17 protein-coding genes are annotated in these 15,515 nt (G+C 63.4%); 10 read left to right on the plus strand and 7 right to left on the minus strand.

The window, feature by feature from the left end:
- The first annotated feature begins 17 nt into the window (after positions 1–17).
- Together ACJA3S_RS25320 and ACJA3S_RS25325 are read left to right on the plus strand one after the other, a co-directional pair.
- Positions 18–386, plus strand: a complete 369-nt coding sequence (locus tag ACJA3S_RS25320) for a DUF4810 domain-containing protein (RefSeq protein ID WP_186684025.1) — start codon at positions 18–20, stop codon at positions 384–386.
- A complete protein-coding gene (locus ACJA3S_RS25325) occupies positions 383–1,042 on the plus strand; it encodes a DUF799 domain-containing protein (protein WP_186684023.1) in 660 nt (219 codons plus the stop codon). The genes ACJA3S_RS25320 and ACJA3S_RS25325 overlap by 4 nt, the downstream gene beginning before the upstream one ends.
- Before the next feature lie 57 nt (positions 1,043–1,099).
- On the opposite strand, the gene pyrE is transcribed toward ACJA3S_RS25325, so the two are convergent.
- Positions 1,100–1,741 carry an orotate phosphoribosyltransferase gene (gene pyrE, locus ACJA3S_RS25330; protein WP_406820385.1) on the minus strand — a complete coding sequence of 214 codons (642 nt, stop codon included), beginning with the start codon at positions 1,739–1,741 and terminating at the stop codon, positions 1,100–1,102.
- Positions 1,742–1,821: 80 nt separating this feature from the next.
- On the opposite strand from pyrE, the gene ACJA3S_RS25335 reads away from it, so the two are divergent.
- Entirely contained in the window at positions 1,822–2,601 is a 780-nt protein-coding gene (locus ACJA3S_RS25335) for an exodeoxyribonuclease III (RefSeq protein ID WP_003253401.1), read from the plus strand.
- A 115-nt stretch (positions 2,602–2,716) separates the two neighbouring features.
- Here the strand turns inward: ACJA3S_RS25335 and ACJA3S_RS25340 are convergent, their stop codons facing one another.
- The gene (locus ACJA3S_RS25340; protein WP_186671858.1) at positions 2,717–3,085 is read right to left on the minus strand and encodes a DUF4870 domain-containing protein; all 369 of its coding nucleotides are present in this window, start codon (positions 3,083–3,085) and stop codon (positions 2,717–2,719) included.
- Between the two features lie 23 nt (positions 3,086–3,108).
- The gene (gene rph, locus ACJA3S_RS25345; RefSeq protein ID WP_406820386.1) at positions 3,109–3,831 is read right to left on the minus strand and encodes a ribonuclease PH; all 723 of its coding nucleotides are present in this window, start codon (positions 3,829–3,831) and stop codon (positions 3,109–3,111) included.
- Between the two features lie 228 nt (positions 3,832–4,059).
- Between rph and ACJA3S_RS25350 the strand changes: the two genes are divergently transcribed.
- Together ACJA3S_RS25350 and gmk are read left to right on the plus strand one after the other, a co-directional pair.
- Positions 4,060–4,923: a YicC/YloC family endoribonuclease gene (locus ACJA3S_RS25350; protein WP_406820387.1), complete on the plus strand. Its 864-nt coding sequence runs from the start codon at positions 4,060–4,062 to the stop codon at positions 4,921–4,923.
- Between the two features lie 13 nt (positions 4,924–4,936).
- Complete coding sequence (gene gmk / locus ACJA3S_RS25355; protein ID WP_406820388.1) at positions 4,937–5,557, plus strand: guanylate kinase; 621 nt, start codon at positions 4,937–4,939, stop codon at positions 5,555–5,557.
- Between the two features lie 124 nt (positions 5,558–5,681).
- Here gmk and ACJA3S_RS25360 read toward each other — a convergent pair whose 3' ends face one another.
- The 3 genes from ACJA3S_RS25360 to ACJA3S_RS25370 form a co-directional block, all read right to left on the minus strand.
- A complete protein-coding gene (locus tag ACJA3S_RS25360; protein WP_406820389.1) occupies positions 5,682–7,223 on the minus strand; it encodes an APC family permease in 1,542 nt (513 codons plus the stop codon).
- Between the two features lie 112 nt (positions 7,224–7,335).
- Positions 7,336–8,109, minus strand: coding sequence for a gamma-glutamyl-gamma-aminobutyrate hydrolase family protein (locus tag ACJA3S_RS25365; RefSeq protein WP_186684018.1), 774 nt, complete (start codon positions 8,107–8,109; stop codon positions 7,336–7,338).
- A 4-nt stretch (positions 8,110–8,113) separates the two neighbouring features.
- Positions 8,114–9,457, minus strand: coding sequence for a glutamine synthetase family protein (locus tag ACJA3S_RS25370; protein ID WP_372241591.1), 1,344 nt, complete (start codon positions 9,455–9,457; stop codon positions 8,114–8,116).
- Positions 9,458–9,702: 245 nt separating this feature from the next.
- Here ACJA3S_RS25370 and ACJA3S_RS25375 point away from each other — a divergent pair, with 245 nt between their 5' ends.
- From ACJA3S_RS25375 to ACJA3S_RS25395, 5 genes are all read left to right on the plus strand, one after another.
- The gene (locus ACJA3S_RS25375) at positions 9,703–10,575 is read left to right on the plus strand and encodes a LysR family transcriptional regulator (RefSeq protein WP_013974798.1); all 873 of its coding nucleotides are present in this window, start codon (positions 9,703–9,705) and stop codon (positions 10,573–10,575) included.
- A 250-nt stretch (positions 10,576–10,825) separates the two neighbouring features.
- The gene (gene rpoZ / locus ACJA3S_RS25380) at positions 10,826–11,089 is read left to right on the plus strand and encodes a DNA-directed RNA polymerase subunit omega (protein ID WP_003253383.1); all 264 of its coding nucleotides are present in this window, start codon (positions 10,826–10,828) and stop codon (positions 11,087–11,089) included.
- Positions 11,090–11,148: 59 nt separating this feature from the next.
- The gene (gene spoT, locus ACJA3S_RS25385; RefSeq protein ID WP_170033812.1) at positions 11,149–13,257 is read left to right on the plus strand and encodes a bifunctional GTP diphosphokinase/guanosine-3',5'-bis pyrophosphate 3'-pyrophosphohydrolase; all 2,109 of its coding nucleotides are present in this window, start codon (positions 11,149–11,151) and stop codon (positions 13,255–13,257) included.
- Positions 13,258–13,280: 23 nt separating this feature from the next.
- A complete protein-coding gene (locus tag ACJA3S_RS25390) occupies positions 13,281–13,661 on the plus strand; it encodes a RidA family protein (protein ID WP_009684531.1) in 381 nt (126 codons plus the stop codon).
- A gap of 58 nt (positions 13,662–13,719) precedes the next feature.
- A complete protein-coding gene (locus ACJA3S_RS25395; RefSeq protein WP_406820390.1) occupies positions 13,720–14,451 on the plus strand; it encodes a hypothetical protein in 732 nt (243 codons plus the stop codon).
- A gap of 165 nt (positions 14,452–14,616) precedes the next feature.
- On the opposite strand, the gene ACJA3S_RS25400 is transcribed toward ACJA3S_RS25395, so the two are convergent.
- Entirely contained in the window at positions 14,617–15,474 is an 858-nt protein-coding gene (locus ACJA3S_RS25400; protein WP_406820391.1) for an SDR family oxidoreductase, read from the minus strand.
- Between the last annotated feature and the right edge of the window lie 41 nt (positions 15,475–15,515).

The following is a 15,515-nucleotide window of genomic DNA, read 5'->3' on the forward strand; positions in this document are numbered from 1 at the left end:
CCAGGAAGGACTCCTACATGAGCATCACCCTCTCGGCCGTGCGCAGCTGCGCCGGCCTGGTATTGGGCAGCATCCTGCTGGCCGGCTGCAACGCGCCCAAACCGCTGTACCAGTGGGAAAGCTACCAACCCCAGGTGTATGGCTACCTCAAAGGCGATTCGAAAGAGGAACAGGTCACCGCGCTGGAGCGCGACCTGGAAAAGATCAAGGCCAAGAACGGCGCCGTACCACCCGGCTACCATGCGCAGCTGGGCCTGTTGTATTCCAGCCTCGGCAAGGATGACCAGATGATCCAGCAGTTCCGCACCGAGAAGGCGCTGTTCCCGGAGTCGGCGACGTACATGGACTTCCTGATGAGCAACGCGAGCAAGGGAGCCAAGCAATGATCAAGCGCCTGAGCCAACTGATCACCACCGTTTGCGTGCTGGCCCTGTTCGCTGGCTGCGCCGAGCGCAAGACCATCGACTACTCCGCTTACAAGCAGAGCCGGCCGAAGTCGATCCTGATTCTCCCCCCACTGAACGAGTCGCCGGATGTGAAGGCGACCTACAGCATGCTGTCGCAGGTCACCTATCCGCTGGCCGAGGCCGGCTACTACGTGATGCCCGTGGCGCTGGTGGACGAGACCTTCCGCCAGAACGGCATGACCACGCCGGCCGACATCCACCAGCTGCCAATGCCCAAACTGCGTGAGATCTTCGGCGCCGATGCTGCGCTGTATGTGACCGTATCGGACTATGGCACCCGTTACATGGTGTTGAGCAGTGCGACTATCGTCACGGCCAATGCCAAGCTGGTCGACCTGAAGACCGGCACCACGTTGTGGACTGGCAGCGCCACGGCGTCCAGCCAGGAGAATCAGCAGAACCAGGGTGGCCTGGTCGGCATGCTGATCGTTGCGGCAGTCAACCAGATCGTCAGCAGCGTGCAGGAAGATGCCGGCTACCCCATCGCCGGCATGACCAGCGCCCGCCTGCTGACGCCACATCCGAACGGCGGCATTCTCTACGGGCCGCGTTCGCCCAAGTACGGCACTGACTGAGTGACACAAAAAAGGCGACCTTCATGCGAAGGTCGCCTTTTCAGTTCCAGGCCAGGATCAGATCCCGTACTGCGCCCGGTAGGCCTCGACAGCTGGCAGGTGCTGCTTCAGCTGCGGGTCATCGGCGAGGAATTCCAGCACCTGGGTCAGCGAAACGATGCTGACGACCGGGATACCGAAATCACGCTCCACTTCCTGGATCGCCGACAGTTCGCCATTGCCGCGCTCTTCGCGGTTCAATGCAATCAGCACACCGGCGGCCTTGGCCTGCTGGGCACTGATGATCTGCATGACTTCACGGATGGCGGTACCGGCGGTGATCACGTCGTCGATGATCAGCACTTCGCCGGCCAACGGCGCGCCAACCAGGCTGCCGCCTTCGCCGTGGTCCTTGGCTTCCTTGCGGTTGAAGCACCATGGCACGTCGAGCTGGTGCTGCTCGGCCAGGGCCACGGCAGTCGCCGCCGCCAGCGGGATACCCTTGTAGGCCGGGCCGAACAGCACGTCGAACGGGATCTTGCTGTCGACGATGGCCGCCGCATAGCAACGACCCAGCTGGGCCAGGGCGGAACCGCTGTTGAACAGGCCGGCATTGAAGAAATACGGGCTGGTACGCCCCGATTTCAGGGTGAATTCACCGAAACGCAGTACCCCGCGATCGATGGCAAAACGGATGAAGTCGCGCTGATACGGCTGCATGGATAGTCCCGGACACCACGGATTTAGCTAAATGGGTTGAGCTCGGGTATCATACACGCACGAGATTTTTGGGGCCATTTATGCGGATCATCAGTGTGAACGTAAATGGCATTCAGGCTGCGGCCGAGCGTGGTTTGCTCAGCTGGCTGCAAGCCCAGAATGCCGACGTCATCTGCCTTCAGGATACCCGCGCCTCGGCCTTTGAACTCGATGACCCAGCTTTCCAGCTCGATGGCTATTTCCTTTATGCCTGCGACGCGGAGGTGCCTGCCCAAGGTGGTGTGGCCCTGTATTCGCGCATGCAGCCCAAGGCAGTCATCACCGGCCTGGGCTTCGAGACAGCCGACCGCTACGGGCGTTACCTGCAAGCAGATTTCGACAAAGTCAGTATTGCCAGCCTGCTGCTGCCTTCGGGTATGAACGGCGACGAAGACTTGAACCAGAAGTTCAAGTTGATGGACGACTTCGCCAAGTACCTGGACAAACAGCGTCGCAAGCGTCGTGAGTACATCTACTGCGGCTCGTTCTACGTGGCGCAGCAGAAGCTCGACATCAAGAACTGGCGTGACAGCCAGCAGTCGCCGGGCTTCCTGGCGCCGGAGCGCGCCTGGATGGATGCGATCACCGGCGAGATGGGTTACGTCGATGCCCTGCGCGAAGTCAGCCGTGAAGGCGACCAGTACAGCTGGTGGCCGGACAACGAGCAGGCCGAGATGCTCAACCTGGGCTACCGGTTCGACTACCAGATCCTCACGCCGGGCCTGCGCCGCTTCGTGCGCAATGCCCGCCTGCCGCGTCAGCCGCGCTTCTCCCAGCATGCGCCGCTGATTGTCGACTATGACTGGACGTTGACCATCTAAATCCCGATTGGGGCCGCTTTGCGACCCATCGCGACACAAGGCCGCTCCTACAAGGGTCATGCATTCCTTGTAGAGCGGCCTTGTGTCGCGATGGGCTGCAAAGCAGCCCCAATGGCTATTTGATCGGCCGCCAGATCATCGGGTAGCGATACGGCTTGCCTTCATTCGCCCGCACCGCCGCAATGATGATCAGCACCAGCACTGCCACCATCAGCATGGCGAACAGCATCAACCCGATGAACACGAACATCAGCAGGAAGCAGATGAACCCGGCAATGGTCACGCTGATCTGAAAGTTCAGCGCCTCCTTGCCCTGGGCATCGATGAAAGGGTCTTGCTCGCGCTTGAGATGCCACAGCACCAACGGGCCCAGCAGGTGCCCGAGCGGCACCACCAGGCCCAGCAGCGCAGAAAGGTGACAGAACATCGCCCACTGCCGGACTTCGGCATTGGGCGGGGTGATCGACAGGTTGGAATCGCTCATGCCCCGCACCTCCTTGGCTGGGTTCAGTCGGCCAGTGCGGCCTGCTGCAGTTCGAAGATGTCCGCCATGCCTTTCTGTGCCAGGGCGAGCATGGCATTGAAGTCTTCCGGCTGGAACGGCGCGCCTTCGGCGGTACCCTGCACTTCGATGAAACCACCGGCGCTGGTCATGACCACGTTCAGGTCGGTCTCGGCGGCGGAGTCTTCCAGGTAGTCCAGGTCGAGCACCGCTTCGCCCTGGTACATGCCCACCGATACGGCGGCGATCATGTGCTTGAGCGGGTTGCCGGCCTTCAGGCCACCGCGCTTCTTGATCACCGCCAAGGCGTCGCACAGGGCGACCATGGCACCGGTGATGGATGCAGTGCGGGTACCGCCATCGGCCTGGATCACGTCGCAGTCGATGTACAGGGTGATGTCACCGAGCTTGCTCATGTCCAGCGCAGCGCGCAGCGAACGGCCAATCAGGCGCTGGATTTCCAGGGTGCGACCACCCTGCTTGCCACGGCTGGCCTCGCGCTGGTTACGCTCGCCGGTGGAGCGCGGCAACATGCCGTACTCGGCGGTCAGCCAGCCCTGGCCCTGCCCTTTGAGGAAGCGCGGTACACCGTTTTCCACACTGACCGTGCAGATGACCTTGGTGTCACCGAACTCGACCAGTACCGACCCTTCGGCGTGCTTGGTGTAGTTGCGGGTGATGCGGATCGAGCGGAGCTGATCGGCGGCGCGACCACTTGGACGTTTCATCTGGGATACCTGTACTGGGACTTTGAATCTGCCGAGCATTATAGAGCCCGCGGCCCAGGGAGGACATGCCTATTGTCGCGCCCGACGCTGCCCGTCGCCTTTTCCTGCTGCGCCAGCCCGCCCTCGGTAACATGGCTGGATTGGGCGCCAGGGCGCCACTGCGCTACAATCCTGCGCCTTGCAGCCGAGAGGCTCCCACTGTTCATTCATCTACGCGAGGTACTCCCCATGGTGCACAGCATGACCGCTTTTGCTCGTGTCGAGCGCGCCGGCAGCCAAGGCACCCTGGTCTGGGAGCTGCGTTCGGTCAATCACCGTTACCTGGAGCCGCACCTGCGCCTGCCCGAAGCCCTGCGCGACCTCGAGGGCGCCGTGCGTGAGGGCCTGCGCCAGGGCCTGTCGCGGGGCAAGGTGGAATGTACCCTGCGCCTGAACGACGACAGCAACGGCAAACCGCTGAAGGTAGACCGCGAGCGCGCCGCACAACTGGTTGCCGCTGCCGAGGAGGTGGCCGGCCTGATCAAGCAACCGGCACCGCTGAACCCGCTGGAAGTGCTGTCATGGCCAGGCGTGCTGGTGGCCGACGCCAGTGACCCGCAGGCCCTGAATGCCGAAGCCATGGCACTGTTCGACGAAGCCCTCGCCGAACTCAAGGCCGGGCGCCAGCGTGAAGGCCAGGAGCTGGCCCGGCTGATCAACGAACGCCTGGACAACATGGCCAGTGAAGTCACTACCCTGCGCGCCCTGGTGCCACAGATGCTGGCGGCACAGCGACAGAAGATCCTCGACCGCTTCGGCGACCTGCAGGCCGAACTCGACCCGCAACGCCTGGAGCAGGAGCTGGTGCTGCTGGCCCAGAAGAGCGACGTGGCCGAGGAACTCGACCGCCTGAGCACCCACGTCACCGAAGTGCGCCGAGTGCTCAAGGGTGGCGGTGCTGCTGGCCGGCGCCTGGACTTCCTGATGCAGGAACTCAACCGCGAGGCCAATACCCTCGGCTCCAAGGCCTTCGACCCACGCAGCACGCAAGCGGCGGTCAACCTGAAGGTACTGATCGAACAGATGCGTGAACAAGTACAGAACATCGAGTAAGGCCACCCCGACCATGAACCACAGCAGCGGCACCCTCTATATCGTTTCGGCCCCTTCCGGCGCCGGCAAGACCAGCCTGGTCACCGCCCTGACCAAGGCCGACCAGCAAATCCGCGTCTCGGTCTCGCACACCACCCGCGCCATGCGCCCGGGCGAGCAGCACGGGGTGAACTATCACTTCGTCAGCCATGACGAGTTCAAGGCGTTGATCGCCAAGGGTGATTTCCTCGAGCACGCCGAAGTGTTCGGCAATTACTACGGTACTTCGCGCAGCGCGCTGCAAGAGGTGCTGGACCAAGGCCTGGACCTGATCCTGGAAATCGACTGGCAGGGCGCACAGCAGGTGCGCAAGCTGATGCCGCAGGCGCTATCGGTGTTCATCCTGCCGCCAAGCCAGCAGGCCTTGCGCCAGCGCCTGGACGGCCGCGGGCAGGACAGCGAAGAGATCATTGCCGGGCGCATGAAAGAAGCGGTCAGCGAGATGGTGCACTACGACGAGTATGACTACGTGATCATCAATGATGATTTCGACGTGGCACTGGAGGATTTGAAAGCGGTGTTCCGCTCGAACCGCCTGGTGCTGAAGAAGCAGCAACAGCGTCATGCGGCGTTGCTGAAGCAAATGATCGGCTGAAGATTGCCGGGGCCTCTTCGAGGCCCTTTCGCGACACAAGGCCGCTCCTACACAGGAAGGCGTACGCCGTGCTGTTGTAGGAGCGGCCTTGTGTCGCGAAAGGGGCGCGAAGCGCCCCCCGGCTTTATTCCTGCAGTGGCAAGGTAGCCTGCTGACGCAGGGTAGCCCCGAGGAAATACGCCGGTGCGCGCATGCGCGACAGCATCATCAGCCCGATGCCGAGCACCGAAATGATCGCGGCAATCACGAACACCAGCCCCAGCCCGCCCACATGTGAACCACTGCCGAAGTCTGGCGAAGCGCTGTCGATGGCAGTACGCACGAAGATCACCGACAGGATCACCCCACCCACCAACGGGCACAGGCCACGCATGATGAAGTGGCGCAGGCTGTCGAACAGGCTGTCGCGGAAATACCAGACGCAGGCGAATGCGGTCAGCGAATAGTAGAAGCAGATCATCATGCCCAGGGCGGTAATGGTATCCGCCAGCACGTTCTCGCTCAGGGTACGCATGGTCACGTAGAACAGGCCCGCGGCCAGGCCGGCGCAAATGGTGGCGTAGCGCGGGGTTTGCGAACGCGGGCAGACGCTGGCGAACTTTTGCGGCACCGCACCGTAGTAGCCCATGGCCAAGAGCGTGCGCGCGGGCGCAACGAAGGTCGACTGCAGCGAGGCTGCGGTACTGGCCAGCACGGCAATGGACATCAGGATCGCCAACGGCCCCATGACCGGGCCGGCCAGGTGAGCGAACACGTTTTCCTGGATGCGCGGGTTGTTCAGGCCCAGGCCAGACTCGCTGATCCCGGCAAACTGCAGGGTGGCGATCGCAGTGAACAGGTACAGGCCGAGAATCAACATCACCGTCCAGGTGGCCGCCTTGCCCGGTACTTCTTCACTGCCTACCGACTCTTCGCTGACGGTCAGGCAGGTGTCCCATCCCCAGAAGATGAAGATCGACAGCGACAGCCCGGCGGCGAAGGCCGAGAACGACTCGACACCGAACGGGTTGAACCAGGCGAAATCGAATTCCAGCGGCGGCGGCGCGGTGGCGCCGTCGAAGGCGGCAAAGGCGAAACCGATCAGCACCACCAACTGCAGCGCCACCAAGCCGTACTGCACGGTCATGGTGGTGGCGATGCCGCGACAGCAAATCCACACCGCCAGGGCAATGAACACGCAACAGGTCACCACGTTGATCAACAGGTTGTCGGCCAGCGCCGCCAGCTCGTGGTGGCCGGTGATCTGGCCGAGGAACAGGTAGAAGAAGTCGACGGCCACGCCCGCCAGGTTCGACAGCACGATGGTGGTGGCGACGACCAGACCCCAGCCGCCGATCCAGCCGATCATCGGGCCGAAGGCACGCGCCGACCAGGTAAACGATGTACCGCTGTCCGGCTCGGCCGAGTTCAGCTCGCGGTAGCCGAGGGCGACCAGCAGCATCGGCAGGAAACCGACGATGAACACCGCTGGCAGGTGGGCGCCCACCTCGCGCACGGTCGGGCCAAGTGCGCCGGTCAAGGTATAGACCGGGGCGATGGTGGAAATGCCCAGCACCACGCTGGCCAGCAAGCCCAGCCGGCCTTTGGCCAGGCCCTTGCTGCGCTGGGTATTGCCCGCGTCGGTCGCCACGTCGGGTGGGCGGCCGGCTTCTGTGTAATCGCTCATGAGTATTTGCCGTAGATTTTGGAATTGTTTTCACTGGCCTTGCGCACAAGGCTCGCTTTCACTCATTGAAAGCTGCTGCCGGGAATCAGTCATCCGAGACCTTCGGCTGACGTCAGAATGCTTTCTGCCGTGCGCCCTCCCGTGCTGCGTAGGCAATGCAAGCCTCGCGAAACGCCTGGAACAGGCGCAGCGAGACCGGGTTTTCGCTAAATCGCCATTCCGGGTGCCATTGCACGCCAAGGACGAAGCCCGGCGCCGCAGGCATGGATACCGCTTCGATCAGGCCATCCGGGGCCCGTGCCTCGACGCGCAGGCCAGGGGCCAGGCGGTCGATGCCCTGGCTGTGCAGCGAGTTGACCTCGAACTGCGCAGCCAGGCCCAGGCGCTCGAACAACCCGCCCGGCTCGATGCCGACAAGGTGGCGAGGGCCATATTGCACTTCCAGGGGTGCGTCCTCGGGTTCGCGGTGGTCCTGGTAACCGGGCAGCTCCTGCACGCGCTGGTGCAGGCTGCCGCCCAGGGCCACGTTCAATTCCTGGTAACCGCGGCAGATGCAGAACACCGGCACCCCGGCAGCGATGGCCGCCTGCAGCAGCGGCAGGGTCAGGCGATCGCGCGCCAGATCGTGCCGGGTACCGGCCGCGCTGGGGGCGCCATTGTAATGATGCGGTTCGATATTTGAAGGCGAGCCGGTAAAAACAATGCCGTCCAGACGGGCCAGCAGCGCCTGTGTGTCGCTGCCACCGTCACGCGCCGGCAATATCAGCGGCAGGCCGGCAAAGCCGGCCGCCTCGACATACTTGTCGCCTACCGTGTGCGACGGGTTCTTGCCGACCTGCTGGCGGCAGGCGCTGACACCGATCAAGGGGACCGCATTTGCGCTCATGGGCTTACACCGTGTGCAGGTACCAGTTGTATTCGAGGTCGGAGATCGACACTTCGAATTCGGCCAGCTCGCTTTCCTTGCAGGCCACGAAGATATCGATGTAGTCCGGGCTGATGTATTGGTTGAGCACTTCGCTGTCATCCAGCGCGCGCAGGGCATCGCGCAGGTTGTTCGGCAGGCTCTGCTCCAGCTGTTCGTAGGAGTTGCCTTCGATCGGTTCGCCCGGCTCGACCTGGTTGGTCAGGCCATGGTGCACACCGGCGAGGATTGCCGCGAGCATCAGGTAGGGGTTGGCGTCGGCGCCGGCCACACGGTGCTCGAGGCGCACATTGTCGCTGCTGTCGGTGGGCACGCGCACGGCCACGGTGCGGTTGTCCAGGCCCCAGCTTGGCGCGTTGGGTACGTAGAACTGCGCGCCGAAACGGCGGTAGGAGTTGATGTTCGGGCAAAGGAAGGCCATCGACGCCGGCATGGTCTCCAGCACGCCGCCGATGGCATGGCGCAGCGCATCGCTTTGCAGCGGGTCATCGCTGGCAAAGATGTTCTTGCCGGTTTTCTTGTCCAGCAACGAAATGTGCACGTGCAGGCCATTGCCGGCCTGGCCCGGGTAAGGCTTGGCCATGAAGGTGGTGTCCATTTCATGGTCATAGGCCACGTTCTTGATCAGGCGCTTGAGCAGGATCGCGTAGTCACAGGCCTTCAGCGGATCAGCCACATGGTGCAGGTTGACTTCGAACTGCGCCGGGGCGCTTTCCTTGACGATGGCGTCGGCAGGCAAGCCTTGTTCCTTGGCCGCTTCGAGCATGTCCTGCAGGCAGTCGGCATACTCGTCGAGGTCGTCGATCAGGTACACCTGGGTCGACTGTGGACGCTTGCCCGAAATAGGCGAGCGCGGCGGCTGCGGGCGTCCGTTCAGGTTGTCCTGGTCGATCAGGTAGAACTCCAGCTCGAACGCGGCACAGATATCCAGGCCCAGGTCGTCGAACCGGCTCACCACCTGGCGCAGCACCTCGCGCGGGTCGGCGAAGAACGGTTGGCCGTCCAGTTCATGCATGGTCATCAGCAGCTGGGCGGTCGGGCGCTTCTGCCAGGGCTCGTCCGACAGCGTGCCCGCGATCGGGAAGCAGATACGGTCGGCATCGCCGATATCCAGGCCTAGCCCGGTGCTTTCGACGGTGGAACCGTTGATGTCCAGGGCGAACAGCGACGCCGGCAGGTTGATGCCCTTCTCGTACACCTTGTGCAGGCTGGCCCGCTCGATGCGCTTGCCACGTACCACGCCGTTCATGTCGGAAATCAGCAGGTCGACGTACTGCGTGTCCGGATGGGCCTGGAGGAAGTCACTCATCTCGCTGGAAGAACTGGCGCACGGGGTTACCGACGTCATGGCTGTACATCCTATGATTTGCTGCGGCGATGTGGGGATACGGCTGGCGCCTCACGGGCGACGATGGTTGCAGCTGTTGTTCTTTTCACTTTCCCATCGTGGGGATTGGTTACCCGACCGGGCGCATTGATTCCCGGGGGCCGTTTCACTATAAAATGGCCAAAACGCAACAGACATTGGCAATTCGGCAAGCAGAGCGTGCACCAATGCAATATCAGATTACCCATGCCGACCTTTCCCTGGTCCTGGCGCTGGAACGCGGTCGCTCCCTGGCCAAGGCTGCCGAGCTGCTCAAGGTCGATGTCTCGACAGTGTTCCGCTCGATCCGCCGGCTGGAGTCGGCGCTGGGCACGGCCCTGTTCGTCAAGAGCCGCAAGGGCTACCTGCCGACCGACACTGCCCAGGCCCTGGCCGAGCAGGCCGAACGCGCCGAGCAGGCGCTGGAAGCGGCGCGCATTGCCATGACCAGTGGCGAACAGGTGGTGAGCGGTACGGTACGGCTGACCTGCACCGAAGCGGTTATGCACAGCCTGCTGCTACCGGCGCTGGCCGAGTTCATGCCCAACTACCCGGCGCTGTCGCTGGAAATGGGTACCTCCAACACTTTCGCCAACCTCAGCCGACGTGATGCCGACATTGCCCTGCGCCTGACCAACACGCCGCCGGAGCACCTGGTCGGGCGCAACCTGGGGTCGACCTCGTATGTGGTCTGCGGCCAGCCGCAGTGGCGCGAGCGCCTGGCCGAATCGCCGGCCAGCGTGCCGTGGATCGCCCCGGACGACTCGATGCAGGACCACCCCACGGTGGTCTGGCGCAACCAGCAGCATCCAGGGTTGAGCCCGCGCTACCAGTGCAGCGGCATGTCCACCATCGCCCAGTTGGTCACGGCCGGGCTGGGCGTGGCGGCGCTGCCGGACTACATGGTGCATGCCCTGCCTGGGGTGGACGCGTTGAGCGGGCCGCTGCCCGGCTGCGACACACAGCTGTGGCTGCTGACCCGACCGGACTGCCGGGCGTTGCGCTCGGTCCAGACCCTGTTCGAGGAGCTGACCCCGCGGTTGCGTGACGCGATGCTCTGAGGTTATCGTCAGGCTCATGCATCGAGGGTGTCTGTTCCGGCCCTTTCGCGGGCCCGCCCGCTCCCACAGGTAAAGCGGCGGCGGTGAGAACTGTGCAGGGCTTGTGGGAGCGGGCATGCCCGCGAAGAAGCCCACACCGATCCACCCGGCAAAACAGCGCTTCCCTATTGGCTGGTGATTTTTTAAACTATCGAGTCCGCCTGCCCATTATCGGGCTGCACGCCCACCGCAATTGCTACTGAGGAAGACCATGGCCCGCGTAACTGTTGAAGACTGCCTGGAACACGTGGATAACCGCTTTGAGCTGGTCATGCTCTCGACCAAGCGCGCTCGCCAGCTGGCGACCGGCGGCAAAGAGCCACGCGTTGCGTGGGAAAACGACAAGCCGACCGTTGTTGCCCTGCGTGAAATCGCCGAAGGCATCGTCACCAACGAATTCATCGCCGCTGAAGAGATCGTCACCGAGGATCCGGTGTTCGCCGCGTTCGAGGACGAGAACAACGAGGCTGTCTGATTGATGCCTGGTCGACGTCGCACGGCGCAAGGCCCTCTTCCTCGGCAGGAGGTGAACCCATGCCGGGTATAGAAGCTTTGGCCGAACGGCTGTCGACCTACCTTGGCCCCGAACAGGTCAACCTGGTCCGGCGTGCCTATTTCTATGCCGAGCAGGCACACGACGGGCAGCGTCGCCGCAGCGGCGAGCCCTACGTGACCCATCCGCTGGCCGTGGCCAGCATCCTCGCCGACATGCACATGGACCATCAAAGCCTGATGGCCGCCATGCTGCACGATGTGATCGAAGACACCGGCATCGCCAAGGAAGCCCTCAGCCAACAGTTTGGCGAGACCGTGGCCGAGCTGGTCGATGGCGTCAGCAAGCTGACCCAGATGAACTTCGAGACCAAGGCCGAGGCGCAGGCCGAAAACTTCCAGAAGATGGCCATGGCCATGGCGCGCGATATCCGCGTGATCCTGGTAAAGCTGGCCGACCGCCTGCACAACATGCGCACCCTGGAGGTGCTGTCTGGCGAAAAGCGCCGGCGCATTGCCAAGGAAACCCTCGAGATCTACGCCCCCATCGCCAACCGCCTGGGCATGCACACCGTGCGCGTGGAGTTCGAGGACCTGGGCTTCAAGGCCATGCACCCGATGCGCTCGTCGCTGATTCACCGGGCGGTGAAAAGCGCACGCGGCAACCGTAAGGAAATCGTCGCCAAGATCGAGCACTCGCTGGCCAATTGCCTGGCCGCCGACGGCATCGAGGGTGAGGTCAGTGGCCGGCAGAAACACCTCTATGGCATCTACAAGAAGATGCGCGGCAAGCGTCGCGCCTTCAACGAGATCATGGATGTGTATGCCTTCCGCATCGTCGTCGACAAGGTCGATACCTGTTACCGCGTGCTCGGCGCCGTGCACAACCTGTACAAGCCGCTGCCCGGTCGCTTCAAGGATTACATCGCCATCCCCAAGGCCAACGGCTACCAGTCGTTGCACACCACGCTGTTCGGCATGCACGGCGTGCCCATCGAAATCCAGATCCGCACACGCGAAATGGAAGAGATGGCCAACAACGGTATCGCCGCACACTGGCTGTACAAGTCCAACGACGATGAGCAGCCCAAGGGCAGCCACGCTCGTGCTCGCCAGTGGGTCAAGGGAATCCTCGAACTGCAGCAACGTGCCGGCAACTCGCTGGAGTTCATCGAGAGCGTGAAGATCGACCTGTTCCCGGACGAGGTCTACGTGTTCACGCCCAAGGGCCGCATCATGGAGCTGCCCAAGGGCTCCACGGCCGTCGACTTCGCCTACGCGGTGCACACCGACGTCGGCAACAGCTGCATCGCCTGCCGCATCAACCGCCGCCTGGCACCGTTGTCCGAACCGCTGCAAAGCGGCTCGACGGTGGAAATCGTCAGCGCCCCGGGTGCACGGCCGAACCCGGCCTGGCTCAACTTCGTGGTCACCGGCAAAGCCCGCACGCACATCCGTCACGCACTCAAGCAGCAGCGCCGCTCCGAGTCCATCAGCCTGGGCGAACGCCTGCTGAACAAGGTGCTTACCGGCTTCGACAGCAGCCTGGAAAGCATCCCTCAGGAGCACATCCAGGCGATTCTCGCCGAGTACCGCCTGGAGCTGATCGAAGACCTGCTCGAAGACATCGGCCTGGGTAACCGCATGGCCTACGTGGTTGCGCGCCGCCTGCTGTCGGCTGAAGGCGAACAACTGCCGGCGCCGGAAGGCCCGCTGGCGATCCGCGGTACCGAAGGCCTGGTGCTCAGCTACGCCAAGTGCTGCACGCCGATCCCGGGCGACCCGATCGTCGGCCACTTGTCAGCTGGCAAGGGCATGGTCGTGCACCTGGAAAACTGCCGCAACATCAGTGAAATCCGCCACAACCCGGAGAAGTGCGTACAGCTTTCCTGGGCCAAGGACATCACTGGTGAGTTCAACGTCGAACTGCGTGTCGAACTGGAACACCAGCGCGGCCTGATCGCGCTGCTGGCCAGCAGCGTCAACGCCGCCGACGGCAACATCGAGAAGATCAGCATGGACGAACGCGACGGCCGTATCAGCGTGGTCCAACTGGTGGTCAGCGTGCACGACCGTGTGCACCTGGCGCGTGTGATCAAGAAGCTGCGTACCCTGACCGGTGTGGTCCGCATAACCCGTATGCGTACGTAGTCCGCCAACCGCAAGGAGTCATCATGAGCAAGACCGTCATCAACAGCGACAAGGCCCCTGCCGCCATCGGCACCTACTCGCAGGCGATCAAGGCCGGCAACACCGTGTACATGTCGGGCCAGATCCCGCTGGACCCGAAGACCATGGAGCTGGTCGAAGGCTTCGAAGCCCAGACCGTGCAGGTCTTCGAGAACCTCAAGGCCGTGGCTGAAGCCGCTGGCGGTTCGTTCAAGGACATCGTCAAGCTGAACATCTTCCTCACCGACCTGAGCCACTTCGCCAAGGTCAACGAGGTCATGGGCCGCTACTTCGAGCAGCCGTACCCGGCACGCGCCGCCATCGGCGTTGCCGCGCTGCCAAAAGGCGCCCAGGTTGAAATGGACGCCATTCTGGTCATCGAGTGATGCCCCGGTGACGGGCGCCCTGCCCGTCACCCTCCCTTCCTCTGCAAGGTTACCCGTCATGCGTCAAGCACTGCCTCTCGTGCTGGCAGCCCTGCTTCTGGGCGGCTGCGCCAGCCACAAACCCGAAGACTTCAACGGTACCTGGATCAACCAGGAGGCCATCACTGCGGCGGTCAAAGGCGACAGCCTGCGCCAGGCGCTCGACGAGCACGGCCCGGTGTTCGAGTGGAAGCTCGACGTCGCCAGCCAGCAGGCCAGCTACAGCAATGGTTTCGAGGCGGTCGACGGCCAGCTGAGGGCCAGCGACAAGCAATGGCAGGCCAGCTTCCAGGGCGGCCAGACCGAGCAGCTGTCGCTCGATGGCGACGAGCTGCAAGCCATCGATCAAACAGGCGCCAAGCAGACTTTCGTGCGGGCCAAGGCGCCAGCGGCAGCCAATGCGCCACTGGGTAGCAGCTTCGAGAAGGCGTTGTACCAGGCTTATCTGGGTGGCAACTGGAAGATCATCGACGGCCAGGGCAAAGGTGCCAGCGTACGCTTCAGCGATACCGGCAACGTCACCGGCCTGCCGGGACCAGACCGTTTCGCCCTGTGCCTGGCGGGTGATTGCGCAACCATGGGTGGCAGTAATGACAGCCTGTGGCTGGAGCATGAGCAGCGCGGCGCGCCCTTCATTTTCAAGCGCGATGGCGACAAGCTGGAGATTTTCCAGGCGGTGAACCGTGCGCAGCCGGATGAGATGCCCGTGTTGGCGGCCGGCAAGCGCCAATGGCTGCTGGAGCAGGACTGAAGCCTTATCTCGAGCCGAGCGCCGCCCCTGTAGGAGCGGCCTTGTGTCGCGATGGGGCGCGTAGCGGCCCCAGGATTTCTGCGTCACTACATAGATTGCTGGGGCCGCGTCGCGGCCCATTCGCGACACAAGGCCGCTCCTACACGGACCGCACATGCCTGAGGGCTAGTTTTTACCCGCCAGGATCGCTGCGTAGCCTTCCTTGTAGCTCGGATACACCGGCGCCCAGCCCAGCGCCCGCGCCCGCGCATTACTGCAACGCTTGCTGCCCGTCCGCCGCACCCGCTGTTCATCGGACCACTCGGTAACTCCCATGTAATCCCGCAGCCAGGCCACCACATCGGCCAGCGGCGCGGGGTCGTCGTCGACGCCGATGTAGCAGGCATCCAGCGCCTTGCCTTCGGCATCGGCCTGCAACAGGAAAGCCAGCAGGCTGGCGGCATCCTCGGCATGAATACGGTTGCCATAAAGCGGCGGCTCTTCGGCCACGCGGTAACCCTGGCGCACCTGGCTGAGCAGCCATTCGCGGCCCGGGCCGTATATGCCGGTCAAACGCACCACAGTCGCCGGAATGCCGCTGGCCAAGGCAAGCCGCTCAGCTTCCAGCATCACCCGCCCGGAATAACCTTCAGGCTCAGTGGCTGCACGCTCGTCAATCCATTCCCCGCCCTTTTGCGCATACACGCTGCTGCTGGAGACGAACAGCAAGCGCCGTGGGCGCTGGCCGCGTGCGGCCAACCAGGCCAGCACATGGCGCAGCCCGTCGACATAGGCTGCCTGGTAACCGGCCTCGTCGTGCTGGCTGGCCGCCACGCAATACACCAAATAATCCGGCGCACGCTGCGGCCAGGCTGGTGGCATCGATGGCTCGGCCAGGTCTGCAGCCACCGGCGCAACACCTGCCGGCAGTTGCCCCACCGAACGGCGCAGGCCGCTTACCTGCCAGCCGCACGCCAGCATCTGCCGGGCAAGACGCCCGCCTACATCACCACAACCCACAACCATCACGGAAAGGTCTGACATCTCTGAACTCCCTAGACCAACTTGATCAACCCGGCCACGCT

The sequence above is a fragment of the Pseudomonas sp. KnCO4 genome, from assembly GCF_045344305.1.
Classification (GTDB): Bacteria; Pseudomonadota; Gammaproteobacteria; order Pseudomonadales; family Pseudomonadaceae; genus Aquipseudomonas; species Aquipseudomonas anuradhapurensis.

What these genes read in the sequence shown, in the direction of transcription:
- ACJA3S_RS25320 (WP_186684025.1), top strand. Translation starts at nt 18, where the DNA reads ATGAGCATCACCCTCTCGGCCGTGCGCAGCTGCGCCGGCCTGGTATTG.
- ACJA3S_RS25325 (WP_186684023.1), top strand. Translation starts at nt 383, where the DNA reads ATGATCAAGCGCCTGAGCCAACTGATCACCACCGTTTGCGTGCTGGCC.
- pyrE (WP_406820385.1), bottom strand. Translation starts at nt 1,741, where the DNA reads ATGCAGCCGTATCAGCGCGACTTCATCCGTTTTGCCATCGATCGCGGG.
- ACJA3S_RS25335 (WP_003253401.1), top strand. Translation starts at nt 1,822, where the DNA reads ATGCGGATCATCAGTGTGAACGTAAATGGCATTCAGGCTGCGGCCGAG.
- ACJA3S_RS25340 (WP_186671858.1), bottom strand. Translation starts at nt 3,085, where the DNA reads ATGAGCGATTCCAACCTGTCGATCACCCCGCCCAATGCCGAAGTCCGG.
- rph (WP_406820386.1), bottom strand. Translation starts at nt 3,831, where the DNA reads ATGAAACGTCCAAGTGGTCGCGCCGCCGATCAGCTCCGCTCGATCCGC.
- ACJA3S_RS25350 (WP_406820387.1), top strand. Translation starts at nt 4,060, where the DNA reads ATGGTGCACAGCATGACCGCTTTTGCTCGTGTCGAGCGCGCCGGCAGC.
- gmk (WP_406820388.1), top strand. Translation starts at nt 4,937, where the DNA reads ATGAACCACAGCAGCGGCACCCTCTATATCGTTTCGGCCCCTTCCGGC.
- ACJA3S_RS25360 (WP_406820389.1), bottom strand. Translation starts at nt 7,223, where the DNA reads ATGAGCGATTACACAGAAGCCGGCCGCCCACCCGACGTGGCGACCGAC.
- ACJA3S_RS25365 (WP_186684018.1), bottom strand. Translation starts at nt 8,109, where the DNA reads ATGAGCGCAAATGCGGTCCCCTTGATCGGTGTCAGCGCCTGCCGCCAG.
- ACJA3S_RS25370 (WP_372241591.1), bottom strand. Translation starts at nt 9,457, where the DNA reads ATGAGTGACTTCCTCCAGGCCCATCCGGACACGCAGTACGTCGACCTG.
- ACJA3S_RS25375 (WP_013974798.1), top strand. Translation starts at nt 9,703, where the DNA reads ATGCAATATCAGATTACCCATGCCGACCTTTCCCTGGTCCTGGCGCTG.
- rpoZ (WP_003253383.1), top strand. Translation starts at nt 10,826, where the DNA reads ATGGCCCGCGTAACTGTTGAAGACTGCCTGGAACACGTGGATAACCGC.
- spoT (WP_170033812.1), top strand. Translation starts at nt 11,149, where the DNA reads ATGCCGGGTATAGAAGCTTTGGCCGAACGGCTGTCGACCTACCTTGGC.
- ACJA3S_RS25390 (WP_009684531.1), top strand. Translation starts at nt 13,281, where the DNA reads ATGAGCAAGACCGTCATCAACAGCGACAAGGCCCCTGCCGCCATCGGC.
- ACJA3S_RS25395 (WP_406820390.1), top strand. Translation starts at nt 13,720, where the DNA reads ATGCGTCAAGCACTGCCTCTCGTGCTGGCAGCCCTGCTTCTGGGCGGC.
- ACJA3S_RS25400 (WP_406820391.1), bottom strand. Translation starts at nt 15,474, where the DNA reads ATGTCAGACCTTTCCGTGATGGTTGTGGGTTGTGGTGATGTAGGCGGG.